The organism is Paraburkholderia sp. (assembly GCF_036488505.1).
Classification (GTDB): domain Bacteria; phylum Pseudomonadota; class Gammaproteobacteria; order Burkholderiales; family Burkholderiaceae; genus Paraburkholderia.
Window position 1 is genome coordinate 1 of record NZ_DASXHN010000265.1, and the last position, 11,457, is coordinate 11,457.

Below are 11,457 nucleotides of genomic sequence, written 5' to 3' on the forward strand. Positions count from 1 at the left end.
CCGACTCCGACGACATCGCCGCGATTCAGCATGCCTGGGATGAACTGGAGCGCGTCATCGAAACGCGGGGCATCGGCGCGCAAGACGATTTCATGTTCCACCTGGCGGTGGCGCGCGCCTCGAAGAACCCATTTTTCATCACGGTCATGTCGTTCATTGAAGAGCAGATTCTGTTCAGCATGAATCTGTCGCGCAATCTTTCGCTTGTGAAAACGGTGGAGCGGCAGCGGCTCGTGCAAGCCGAACATATGGCCGTGCTCGAGGCGATCCGCCGTAAGGACGGCCCTGCTGCAGGGAAGGCGATGCGCGCGCATCTCGAGAATGCGCTCGAGCGGATGTTCGGTTCCTGATATCCCGCGTGTCTCCTCCGCGGGTCGCAAATATCAGGTAGCCGGGCTGTCGCAAGCGCCGCCCCAGTCGTGTCAAGACGTCAGGCGGCGGCAGCCATTGGCCCGAATAGGGCGGTGCGGGTCTTCGGACTGACCGCGATATCCAGCGCCACGGCCCGTTCCACGCCGATCTGCAGGGGTGATCCGAGCCGGCTGATGTCGATCCCGGTCTTGCGCAGCAGCCGTTCGATCGGCGTGGTGGTCACCGTGACATAGCGGGTGATGCCCATCCGGTCGGCGAACGTCACGAGCTCGTGAATCGCCTGCATCGTCAGGTCGGCAAAGCCGAACGACTGTTCCTCGCCGCTGGTTTCGATCGCAAACCGGCTCAGTTCCCAGATATGCCGCCCGACCGGCGCATCCGCGCCGTGGAGCAATTGCGGGAAGGTGTCCTTGAGCATGTTCGGGCCTTCCGTCGGCATCAGGCGCCAGCAGCCCCGCACGTGCCGATCGTCGCCCTGAATCAGCATGTAATGGGGCCCGAGGGCATCGTAGCCGTCGATTTCCATGCCCGCGATGGTCGGAATCTCCCACCCGAGCCGACCGTGAAACACCCGGGCCCGCAGGCGGTACATCTCGTTGATGTCCGCGTTGTCGAATTCCTGCCGCATTCCAATCCGAATTGCTGTTTGCATGACGTTCTCCTGAACGTGTTGGGGTACCCAATACGCAAGAAAACTTATGCATTTTGAATCTTTCCGCCACCTACCTACCTGGATAGGTGTGCATGCTTATCGGATAACGCAGAATTCGAGACAAGCCTCAGCCCTCAACCGACGGGACACAAAAATGGAACTTCTCGAAAACCACTGGCAAGCGCAACCTTCGATCCAAACCCGCCCGGCAGAGCCGTCATCGGCGGTGGATCGCGTTCTGATCATTGCCTATCGCAAGAAGAAGAAGGAAAGCCAGCGCCGCTTCTGGGCACGCTTCGGCGTGACGCAGTCGCGTGGCAGCCGATTCGAATCCGGGGCCGAAATTCCGGCGCCGGTGTCGATCCTGCTGGGCCTCTACTTCACCAAAACCGTTTCCGACGCCGATCTCGGGCGGGCCGAGCGGGTGCTGTACAGCCGCGACGCCGCCGCCTTGCTCAACCCGGGTCAATAAGCCCCAACTGCGCGGCGATCACGGCCGCCGCGCGCCGCGAATTCACACCGAATTTCGTCCTGATGTTCTTCATGTGGAAGTTCACCACGGCTTCCGAACAATTCAGGATTTGGGATATTTCCCAGGTCGACTTGCCGCGTGCGGTCCATTTCAGGCATTCGCGTTCGCGCGGCGTCAACTTCGGCAACAGCGTTTGCGCATGCGTATTCAAATGGCGCTGACTGGTATCGATCACGAGGTCGCGCAATAACACGAGGTTCGGCAACGCGGCGTCAACGTGACTCTGAAAGCTGTCGGACAGATTGCTTTCGTTCACGAAGCACATCATGCCGGCTTCCTGATTCGGCCCGTGAATCGGCAGTGATACGCCGGAGCGCAGGCCATATGAGCGAGCCTCCTCGAACAGCGATCGCTGCTCCTTGGTGGCGAAAATCGCGGGCGTCCAGATCAGCGGCGCGGAGCGCGACAGGCAGTGCGCGACCGTCGGGTCGAAATGAGCCATGCCCTCCTCGTCATACATCTGGCGCCATGCCGGCGCGTAGGTGCTGCGCAGATAGGCATCCTCGAGCCGCATGGTGGGGCGCGGCAGCATCGCGACCAGGATCCTGTCGAAGCCCCACGTGTCGGCAAGCCCCGCGATCGCGCCGAACCATTCGCCCTCGTCGGCGGCGTTCAGTAGCGGTGCCATCTGCTCGATAAAATGTAGCGACAATTTTGGCTCTCTCGGGCTCGCAAACGTCCCATTTGCGGTTTATCGCGGGTCGGTATTCTGCCCACCTGTTTTATCCGCACAATCTATCACTAAAAAACGTTGCGCAATGCTGCCAATCCCTGCGCAGTCGGGGAAAACCGCCAAACGCCCGTCGGCGATCAGCGATTAGCGATTAGCGAAGTGAAACGCCTTTGTTAGCTTGTCCACGATTCGCAGGCTATTGAAAAGGCTAATCGCCGCCTCGTCACGTACGTTAATGCGCATTATTGACAGTATTATGGCCAGCCACTTTTATAATCTTCAATGTTTGATTATCTCTAAGAGAATTATTGCCTGCCCGCCAGTTCTATCCTGAAAAGCGACAGCGGCCAGCGCCCCACGCGTTGCCGATAGGCACTATTGTCGTATGAAATTGAGACGGACTGGCTCAACCTCGCATCCGCCGATGGGGGGGCGATGCGGCTTAGCCCCCAAAGGTTGTTTGACGACCTTTGAACCCCGATGCTACCGTTGAAGTCCCGCCTCGCGCGCTCCTGCGTGAACCATCGTGAACAAACCCTGCTCGCGCTGGAGCGCGACTTCACAGAAACCATTCGAACCTTTCCGAAACGCAGGCACCGCATGACCGACAACAGCCGACGCTATCCCGATTCCTCCATCCGCGTGTTCGATCCGCGCTTCAAGCCGCTGATTCTCGCGTCGGCGTCGGTCGAGTGCCTGTACCAGGGGACGCGCTGGTCGGAAGGGCCCGTGTGGTTCGGCGACGGCCGCTATCTGCTATGGAGCGACATTCCGAACGACCGCATCCTGCGCTGGGACGAAACGACCGGCGCGGTCAGCACGTTCCGGCAGTCGTCGAACAATGCGAACGGCCATACACGCGATCGCCAGGGGCGCCTGGTTAGCTGCGAACATCTGACGCGCCGCGTCACGCGCACCGAATACGACGGCTCGATCACGGTGCTGGCCGATCGTTATCAGGGCAAGCGTTTCAACTCGCCGAACGATGTGGTCGTCAAATCGGACGGGTCGATCTGGTTCACCGATCCGACCTTCGGCATCGACAGTTTCTACGAGGGCGAGCGCCAGGAGTCCGAACTGGCTGCATGTGTGTATCGGGTGGACGGTCGTTCCGGCGAAGTAACCGTCGTCGCCGACGACGTGCTCGGCCCGAACGGCCTCGCGTTTTCCGCGGACGAAACGCTGCTGTATGTCGTCGAATCGCGTGGCGAGCCGCGCAAGATCCGCGTGTTCGACGTCGATATCGACGGCAAAGGCAACGGCGCGACGCTGTCGAACAATCGCGTGCTGATCGACGCGGGCCCGGGCACGCCGGACGGTTTCCGCGTCGATGTACACGGCAATCTATGGTGCGGCTGGGGGATGGGCAGCGACGAGCTCGACGGCGTGCGCATCTTCACTGCGCAAGGCGAGCCGCTCGGTCATATCACGTTGCCTGAACGTTGCGCGAACGTGTGCTTCGGCGGACGGCATCGCAACCGGTTGTTCATGGCGGCGAGCCACGGCCTTTATTCGTTGTACGTGAATACGCAGGGCGTGCGCGGCGGCTGATCGCGCGAAGCAGCGCACACACCAGACCGGCGGCAGTCGGCGACGCCAGCGCGAGCGGCAGCGCCCTCGCCCAGCCGGTCGTCTGCTTGCCTGACAACGTTTGTTGTCGATGCATCGGACGCTCGGGTTTGTCCCTGGATGCGGTCCGCAAACCATTACACCGCAACGATTCCACCGGAAAAAGCCCGCTTTTCGCGCCCGCTGCGCGCTCGAGACTATTTGCTTGACATCGGCTGTCGCGCTTCGCTATGTTCCGTTGGTAGAAAGGCAACGCTCGCGGCGCATCCGACCGGCGGGCTTCCATACCAAGAAGCGAGGAGACGCAATGACTGTTTCGCGCAGGTTGTCGCTCAAGCTGGTATCCGTCTGTATCGCGGCGAGCGCCGCTTTCACCGTTGCCGCGCACGCGGCCGATCCGGTCACGATCAATATCGTCGATGTGGCCGGTGATCTCCAACTCACGCAAAAAGGCTTCGAGGCGTTCAAGGCGAAATATCCGAACCTCGTGTCGAACATCACGTTCACCAACGCGCCCGCGCCGCAATTGCCCGGCAAGATCAAGGCGATGCAGGCCGCGGGCCGCTCCGACATCGACCTCGTGCTGACCGGCACCGACGCGCTCGCGGCCGGCATCGAACAGAACCTCTGGATCAAGCTGCTGCCGGATAACGCGGCGCAGTTCCCCGGCGTGCTCGACAAATATGCACCGGGCCCGCGCAAGATGCAGGCGCTGGCGCAGGGTTATGGGCTCGAGGTCGCGTATATGCCTGCCGGTCCACTGCTCGAATACAACCCGGCCAAAGTCAGCGATCCGCCGAAGACGCCCGAGCAATTGCTGCAATGGTGCAAGGCGCATCCCGACAAGCTGATCTACGCACGGCCGGCGAATTCCGGACCCGGCCGCACATTCCTGATGGGCTTGCCATACATTCTCGGCGACAAGGACCCGCAGGACCCGGTGCATGGCTGGGATAAAACCTGGGCGTTCCTCAAGCAACTGAACGATTGCATCCCGTACTATCCAGGCGGCACGTCGGCGGTGATGAAGGAACTGGGCGAAGGCACGCGCGACATGACCGTGACCGTGACCGGCTGGGACATCAATCCGCGCGCGCTCGGCATCGTGCCGGCCGAATTTCGCGTGCAACCGTTCGACAACATGACGTGGGTCAACGACGCGCACTACATGGTGATTCCAAAGGGTGTGCCGAAGGAAAAGCTCGATGTGCTCTACAAGATGATGAACTTCATGCTGGAGCCCGCGCAGCAGGCGCTGACCTACGACGACGGCTATTTCTATCCTGGCCCGGCGATCAACGGCGTTACCGTCGAGCAGGCACCCGCGCACAGCCAGGAGGTGTTGAAGAAGTATGGCCGGCCGGAGTACGCGAAGATGCTGACCGATCATCCGCATGCGTTGCCGCTCAATGCGGCCGCGATGGTCGCGGCTTTCAGGAAGTGGGATAGCGACGTCGGCGCGCAGAAGACCCGCTAGCTTTCGTCGCAACATCCGTTGCGCCGCGCGGATCAGGAAACGGCCATGAAGCATCACTTTGAGCAGTTGCGGCTGGATTCGGTGAGCCGCAGTTTCACGAACGCGCAAGGCCACACGGTCGCGGCGCTGCAAGGCCTCGACCTGACGATCGGGCGTGGCGAGTTCATCGTGTTGCTCGGGCCGTCGGGCTGCGGCAAGTCGACCGCGCTCAATTGCATCGCCGGCCTGCAGCCGCTCACCGGCGGCGGCATCTGGCTCGACGAGCGGCGTATCGACGTGCTGCCGCCCGAAAAACGCGGCTTCGGCATGGTGTTCCAGAACTACGCGTTGTTCCCGCATATGAGCGTGCTTGACAACGTCGGCTTTGGACTGAAGATGCGCGGCGTCGGAAAAAGCGACATCGCGCGCCGCTCGCGCGACGCGTTGCAACTCGTGCAACTGGTCGGCCATGAGCACAAGCTGCCTGGACAGCTATCCGGCGGACAGCAGCAGCGCGTCGCGATTGCTCGCGCGATCGTGATCGAGCCGCCGCTGATTCTGATGGACGAGCCGCTGTCGAATCTCGATACGAAGTTGCGCATCGAAATGCGCGCGGAGATTCGCCGTATCCATACGCAGCTCGAACGCGCGACACTGTATGTGACGCACGATCAGGATGAAGCGCTGTCAATGGCCGATCGCATCGTCGTGATGAAGGAGGGCGTCGTGCAGCAGGTCGCGACGCCGAAAGAGGTGTATGCGCGCCCGCGTAATCTGCATGTCGCGCGTTTTATGGGCTATCGCAACGTCGCACAGTTCACGCTCGAAGGCACGCAGGGCGATGGCGTTATCGTCAGCGCGAACGGCGCGCGGCTCGTCGGCACACCGATGGCCGGGTTCGATGGCAAACGAGTGAGCGTCGCGCTGCGCCCCGAAGACATCGAACGCGCGGCGCCGGGCGCGGACAACGCATTCGACGCAGTGATCGACGCGGTCGAATACGGCGGCCACGATTCGCTGCTGCGCGTAAAAACCGCGTTCGGCGACGTATGGGCGCGCGTGAAGGGCGAATTCGCACAAGGCGAGCGCATCAGCTTGCGCGTGCGGCCGTCCTGCGTGCTCGTCTACGATGCCGAGGCCGCATGAACACGCCGACGCTATCGCCGCCGCTGACGCGCCGCGCGCCGCCTGACTCGAAGGCATGGCTGGTCGCGCCCGCGCTGCTCGTTATCGTCGCGCTGTTCATTTACCCGTTCGCGTACGGTCTCGCGCTATCGTTCCGGCCGATGAACGGCGGCAGCCTGTGGGCCAACTATCTGACCTTCTTCACCGACATGTCGATGTGGCCGACGATCCTGGTCACGCTGAAGCTCGCGGTGCCCGCGACGCTGATCAACGTCGGCGTGTCGGTGCCGGTCGCGTTCGCGTTACGCCGCTATTCGCGCTATCAGAAGATCGTGACGACGCTGCTGGTGATTCCGGTCACCCTCGGCACGGTGCTGATCGCCGACGGCATGCTCACGTACTTCGGCCCGCATGGCTGGCTGCCGCAGGCGTTGCAGGCGCTGCATCTGTACACACGGGAGGTGCGCCTCACGCACAACTTCACGGGCGTGTTGTTGTCGCTGATCGTGTCGGGCTTTCCGTTTGCGTTTCTATTGACGCTGTCGTACGTGACCGGCATCGACCCGACGCTTGCCAACGCTGCCGCGACGCTCGGCGCGGGTCCGTGGCAGCAGTTTCGCCGCATCTATTTTCCGCTGCTGGTGCCCGGACTGACGATGGCCGCGTGTCTGTCGTTCGTGCAGGCGTTTTCGGTGTTTCCGTCGGCGGTGCTGCTCGGCGCGCCCGCAGGGCCGACCCGTGTGATGTCGATTGCCGCCGCCGAAGCCGCGTTCGAGAGCTATGACTATTCGCTGGCATCGGCGATCGCGATGGTCATGGGCTTCGTGCAGCTGATCGTGGTGGCCGCGCTGCTCGGCGCGCGCCGGTGGTTCTATCGCGGTCCCGTAACCGGAGGCAAAGGCTGATGGCGACCGGTCATCAAGCGGCCGATGGCGCGCGCGAGCCGGTGCAGAATGCGCGCCAGCGCGCAAGTGTCGCTGGCCGTATCTGGCAGGTGCTGGTGTGGGCCGTGATGGCAGGTTTCCTGATCAACGTCGTGCTGCTGATCGCGACCGTCGCGGTCAATTCGATTGCGACGCGCTGGTTCGGCACCGCGTTACCGCAAGGCTTCACGTTGCACTGGTACGCGCAGGCATGGAGCGACTTCCAGCTTGCCAGTGTGCTGTGGGTGACCGTGCAGGTGGTCGGCGCGGTGGTGCTGCTGTCTGTCGCGCTCGGCGTGCCGGCCGCGTATGCGCTCGCGCGCGTGCAATTTCGCGGCAAGCGCATCGCGATGCTGATTTTCCTGCTGCCGCTGATGGTGCCGCCGGTGACCTATGGCATTCCGATGGCGACCGTGATGTACAAGGTCGGACTCGCCGGCACGCTGTGGGGCGTGATCCTTGCGAACCTCGTACCGGCGTTGCCGTTCGTGATTCTCGTGATGACGCCGTTTATCGAGCAGATCGATCCGAATCTCGAAGCGGCCGCGCGCATTTTCGGCGCGAACACGTTCCGTTACTTCCGCTATGTGCTGCTGCCGCTGCTGGTGCCCGGTATGCTGGCGGCTGGGCTGCTCGTGCTGGTGCGCACGATCGGCATGTTCGAGCTGACGTTCTTTACGGCCGGTCCCGGCACGCAAACACTGGTGGTCGCGTTGTACTACGCTGTATTTTCAACCGGCGTGCGCGCGCCGCAGTCGATCGACGCGATGGCGATGATCTATATGGCGATCACGCTGATCTGGGTGCTGATCGCACTGCAATTCGTGAGCCCGACGCAGATCGTCTCGCGCGTCAAGGAAGAGCGGCGTTGACCTGCGTTCGGCGACACTCTGGAGCAGACGTTGACGAAAAAAAAGACCCCCGAGCAATTGCGCAGCCATCGCTGGTACGGCGCTAGCGATCTGCGTTCGTTCGGACATCGTTCGCGCAGCGCGCAGATGGGCTATAGCCGCGACGAGTACGCGGGCAAGCCGGTCATCGCGATTCTGAACACGTGGAGCGAGATCAATCCGTGCCATACGCATTTCGCGCAGCGCGTCGACGAAGTGAAGCGGGGCATCTGGCAGGCCGGTGGGTTTCCGATCGAGCTGCCGGTGCAGACGCTCTCCGAGCCGTTCCAGAAGCCCACCACGATGCTGTATCGCAACTTCCTAGCGATGGAGGTTGAGGAAACGCTGCGCTCGTATCCAGTCGACGGTGCGGTGCTGATGGGCGGCTGCGACAAAACCACGCCCGCGCTGCTGATGGGCGCGATCTCGATGGATCTGCCGGCAATCTTTCTACCCGCCGGGCCGATGCTGCGCGGCAACTGGAACGGCGTGACGCTCGGCTCCGGCTCCGACTCGTGGAAGTACTGGGCCGAACTGCGCGCAGGCACGATCACCGAGGACGACTGGCGCGGCATCGAAGGCGGCATCGCGCGCTCGCCGGGCCACTGCATGACGATGGGCACCGCGTCGACGATGACGAGCGCGGCCGAAGCGCTCGGCTTCACGCTGCCCGGCTTCGCGTCGACCCCGGCGCCGGATTCGCGTCATGCGCAGCTGGCCGCGAAGACCGGCATGCGCATCGTCGAGATGGTGTGGGAGGATCTGAAGCCATCGGACCTGCTGACGACCGCCTCGGTCGACAATGCGGTGACGACCTGCGTCGCGTTATCGGGCTCGACCAATGCGATCGTGCATATGATCGCGCTCGCGCGGCGCTCGGGTATCGAGCTGACGCTCGAGCGCTTTGACGAGATCGCACGCCGCACGCCGGTGCTCGCGAATATCCGGCCCACGGGCGCGTACCTGATGGAAGATTTTTTCTATGCGGGCGGGTTACGCGCGCTGCTGGCGGAACTCGGCGAACTGATCGATCGCTCGCAGAAGACGGTGAATGGCCGTACGCTCGGCGAAAACATCGAGGGCGCGCAAATTTTCAACGACGACGTGATCCGCCGCCGCGACAAGCCGCTGCTGCAAGACAGCAGTCTCGCGGTGCTGCGCGGCAATCTCGCGCCCGCTGGGGCCGTGATCAAACCCGGCGCGGCCGAGCCGCATCTGCTCGTGCATACCGGCCGCGCGGTGGTCTTCAGCGACTACAACGACATGGCCGCGCGTATCGACGACGACGGGCTCGATATCGACGAGACCTGCGTGCTAGTGCTGCAGCATGCCGGACCGGTGGGCGCGGGGATGCCCGAGTGGGGGCAGTTGCCGATTCCGCGCAAGCTGCTTCAAAAGGGCGTGCGCGATATGGTGCGCATCTCGGATGCACGGATGAGCGGCACGAGCTATGGCGCGTGCGTGCTGCACGTCGCGCCGGAGTCGTTCATCGGCGGCCCGCTTGCGCTCGTGCGCACCGGCGATCTGATCGAACTCGACGTGCCGCGCCGCGCGCTGAACCTGCTGGTATCGGACGATGAGCTCACGCGCCGCAAGGCTGCGTGGGTCGAGCCGGCGCCACGCTTCGCGCGCGGCTATGGCGCGCTGCATCAGGGGCATGTATTGCAGGCAGACCAAGGTTGCGATTTCGATTTTCTGCAGCGCGGCGGCCCGCAGAAGGCAATCGATCGCGTCGCACGCGGCGGCCACGCTGGTGAGCCGGAGATTCACTGAAGCCAAAGAGAATAAAACAAAGCAAAGCACGCACCAGAATTGAAACGGTGCGTGCGGCCTTATTGGCTGATTATTAGGTATAAGCGAGGTATACGCGCACTGTTTCAAATGCCACCTTGCCGCGCATGAACCGCGGCGCGCTTAATTCAGCCGATGTAATTCGATCACGCGCGTGGGCCGTAAATGATTGAGCGCGTAATGGATGCGGCCACGGTCCCCACGTTGGCCCACCGGACGCGGATCGTCATACTGGTGGTCGGCCGAATACGCGCCTTGCGGCTCGGCCATCCCCTTATCGATCACCGCATACCCCGGCGCGAGCGCAAGCAGCAGATGATTGCCGCCGACCCGGCTATCGAAGCCGGCCATGCCGTCGAATGACTCGGGCACGCTGTTGTCCAGCGTTGCGTTGCTGGTGGTGATCTCGTCGGGCGAGATCGGGCTGTGACCCGCGATGCGCGCTGCTTCGTGGTTCTTGCCGTCGGTGTCCACGGTGCTGTCGTGGGTGCGGTCGTTGTGCAGGTCCGTGGTCGGCGGGTCCTTCCGGTCCGGCTGGGTGCCGGCGTTTTCTGGCCTGTTGATCGCGCTGTTCATCGTGCATTCTCCTGAAAAGGACATGGTTGAAGTCAGCAAAAGCCGTTCCGGGCGGCACGGCGTCTGTGCGCGTGGGAGTCGCGAATCGCATCGAAACTGCGCTGTGGCGACCTGTGCCCGCGTTCTCGATTGATTGGCGATTGCTCCGCGATTCTTTTCGTTTTTTTTAATGGACGCGCATTTTCTACAGAGTATGATCTTACTCCGGCGAGCGATGCGCGGTTAAATTGACAGCATGCTCCGGCTGTTTCACCATGGTCGGAAACACCGAACGACAAAAATCGCCGCGCGACTGCAAACATGTTACGGGGCTGTGAGGGGCGGGCGACACATGCACTTCGATGCTGCATTCACACATCGCGGCTATCTGTTGAATTGCGAACCGGCGCGCGCGGGCGACGGCTCATGGCAACCGTATGTGGTGATCTCCCGCTCGAGCGACGGCGAACTGGTCGCCAACCGATTCTTTCCCACCGACCTGCGCTTTTCCGATGAAGCCGCCGCGATCGCCCACGCGCGCGACTGGGCTGTGCGCTGGATCGATGCGAGTAGCGTGACCATCTGACGGCTGCACGAGCGCAGTGCGCGGCTTCTCGCCAGCGCGCACGCTGCATCGCCGACACCGGCCTGCGCCAACGACCCCTGCTGATCGCGCCACGCCGCGCGAGCCACGTTAAAACGCGGTAATCTCTGCGCGTAACCACTTCGAACCGTGCTCGACGCACGGCGCCGTCCGCTATGCCTAACGTGCCTACCCAGATCTGGGGTCTCGACCAGATCGTCGCGGACCTGCGCGCGTCGCGTGAACAATTGCATCGCACGCGGCATCCGCTCGGCATTCGCCAATTGCCGTCGCGCGAGGCCGTGATCGACATCGTGGCCGGCCTGCGCGCGGCGC

Annotated in this window: 12 protein-coding genes and 1 pseudogene; 10 read left to right on the forward strand and 3 right to left on the reverse strand. The window is 62.7% G+C overall.

All coding sequences use genetic code 11. The annotated features are described in order from the left end of the window. A partial coding sequence (locus tag VGH68_RS15790) for a FadR/GntR family transcriptional regulator (RefSeq protein WP_331604582.1) occupies positions 1–350 on the forward strand: 350 nt, incomplete at its 5' end. An 80-nt stretch (positions 351–430) separates the two neighbouring features. Here VGH68_RS15790 and VGH68_RS15795 read toward each other — a convergent pair. Beyond that, the gene (locus VGH68_RS15795) at positions 431–1,024 is read right to left on the reverse strand and encodes an acyl-homoserine-lactone synthase (RefSeq protein WP_331604583.1); all 594 of its coding nucleotides are present in this window, start codon (positions 1,022–1,024) and stop codon (positions 431–433) included. 154 nt (positions 1,025–1,178) lie between these two features. Between VGH68_RS15795 and VGH68_RS15800 the strand changes: the two genes are divergently transcribed. After that, positions 1,179–1,496 (forward strand): hypothetical protein, encoded by a 318-nt coding sequence (locus VGH68_RS15800; RefSeq protein ID WP_054040665.1) that lies wholly within the window; start codon positions 1,179–1,181, stop codon positions 1,494–1,496. Here VGH68_RS15800 and VGH68_RS15805 read toward each other — a convergent pair. Continuing rightward, entirely contained in the window at positions 1,480–2,184 is a 705-nt protein-coding gene (locus tag VGH68_RS15805) for a LuxR family transcriptional regulator (RefSeq protein WP_331604585.1), read from the reverse strand. The two genes, VGH68_RS15800 and VGH68_RS15805, sit on opposite strands and share 17 nt — an antisense overlap. A 645-nt stretch (positions 2,185–2,829) precedes the next feature. Here VGH68_RS15805 and VGH68_RS15810 point away from each other — a divergent pair. The 6 genes from VGH68_RS15810 (at position 2,830) to araD (ending at position 9,965) form a co-directional block, all read left to right on the forward strand. Beyond that, positions 2,830–3,780, forward strand: a complete 951-nt coding sequence (locus VGH68_RS15810) for an SMP-30/gluconolactonase/LRE family protein (RefSeq protein ID WP_331604586.1) — start codon at positions 2,830–2,832, stop codon at positions 3,778–3,780. A gap of 325 nt (positions 3,781–4,105) precedes the next feature. After that, positions 4,106–5,275: an extracellular solute-binding protein gene (locus tag VGH68_RS15815; protein ID WP_331604587.1), complete on the forward strand. Its 1,170-nt coding sequence runs from the start codon at positions 4,106–4,108 to the stop codon at positions 5,273–5,275. 45 nt (positions 5,276–5,320) lie between these two features. Next, complete coding sequence (locus VGH68_RS15820; protein WP_331604588.1) at positions 5,321–6,400, forward strand: ABC transporter ATP-binding protein; 1,080 nt, start codon at positions 5,321–5,323, stop codon at positions 6,398–6,400. Continuing rightward, a complete protein-coding gene (locus VGH68_RS15825) occupies positions 6,397–7,284 on the forward strand; it encodes a sugar ABC transporter permease (protein WP_331604589.1) in 888 nt (295 codons plus the stop codon). Before VGH68_RS15820 ends, VGH68_RS15825 begins: the two co-directional genes overlap by 4 nt. Beyond that, complete coding sequence (locus VGH68_RS15830) at positions 7,284–8,174, forward strand: ABC transporter permease (RefSeq protein ID WP_331604590.1); 891 nt, start codon at positions 7,284–7,286, stop codon at positions 8,172–8,174. The genes VGH68_RS15825 and VGH68_RS15830 overlap by 1 nt, the downstream gene beginning before the upstream one ends. A gap of 30 nt (positions 8,175–8,204) precedes the next feature. Beyond that, on the forward strand, positions 8,205–9,965 hold the full coding sequence (gene araD / locus VGH68_RS15835) for an L-arabinonate dehydratase (RefSeq protein ID WP_331604592.1): 1,761 nt from the start codon (positions 8,205–8,207) through the stop codon (positions 9,963–9,965). 141 nt (positions 9,966–10,106) lie between these two features. Here the strand turns inward: araD and VGH68_RS15840 are convergent, their stop codons facing one another. Continuing rightward, entirely contained in the window at positions 10,107–10,559 is a 453-nt protein-coding gene (locus tag VGH68_RS15840; protein WP_331604593.1) for a DUF3005 domain-containing protein, read from the reverse strand. 331 nt (positions 10,560–10,890) lie between these two features. Between VGH68_RS15840 and VGH68_RS15845 the strand changes: the two genes are divergently transcribed. Further along, positions 10,891–11,124, forward strand: a complete 234-nt coding sequence (locus VGH68_RS15845; protein ID WP_331604594.1) for a hypothetical protein — start codon at positions 10,891–10,893, stop codon at positions 11,122–11,124. 173 nt (positions 11,125–11,297) lie between these two features. Beyond that, positions 11,298–11,457, forward strand: a pseudogene (locus VGH68_RS15850) (serine acetyltransferase); the annotation flags it as partial.

Excerpts from the sequence above, each read along its gene's own strand:
- VGH68_RS15795 (WP_331604583.1), bottom strand. The coding sequence starts at position 1,024 with ATGCAAACAGCAATTCGGATTGGAATGCGGCAGGAATTCGACAACGCG.
- VGH68_RS15800 (WP_054040665.1), top strand. The coding sequence starts at position 1,179 with ATGGAACTTCTCGAAAACCACTGGCAAGCGCAACCTTCGATCCAAACC.
- VGH68_RS15805 (WP_331604585.1), bottom strand. The coding sequence starts at position 2,184 with ATGGCACCGCTACTGAACGCCGCCGACGAGGGCGAATGGTTCGGCGCG.
- VGH68_RS15810 (WP_331604586.1), top strand. The coding sequence starts at position 2,830 with ATGACCGACAACAGCCGACGCTATCCCGATTCCTCCATCCGCGTGTTC.
- VGH68_RS15815 (WP_331604587.1), top strand. The coding sequence starts at position 4,106 with ATGACTGTTTCGCGCAGGTTGTCGCTCAAGCTGGTATCCGTCTGTATC.
- VGH68_RS15820 (WP_331604588.1), top strand. The coding sequence starts at position 5,321 with ATGAAGCATCACTTTGAGCAGTTGCGGCTGGATTCGGTGAGCCGCAGT.
- VGH68_RS15825 (WP_331604589.1), top strand. The coding sequence starts at position 6,397 with ATGAACACGCCGACGCTATCGCCGCCGCTGACGCGCCGCGCGCCGCCT.
- VGH68_RS15830 (WP_331604590.1), top strand. The coding sequence starts at position 7,284 with ATGGCGACCGGTCATCAAGCGGCCGATGGCGCGCGCGAGCCGGTGCAG.
- VGH68_RS15840 (WP_331604593.1), bottom strand. The coding sequence starts at position 10,559 with ATGAACAGCGCGATCAACAGGCCAGAAAACGCCGGCACCCAGCCGGAC.
- VGH68_RS15845 (WP_331604594.1), top strand. The coding sequence starts at position 10,891 with ATGCACTTCGATGCTGCATTCACACATCGCGGCTATCTGTTGAATTGC.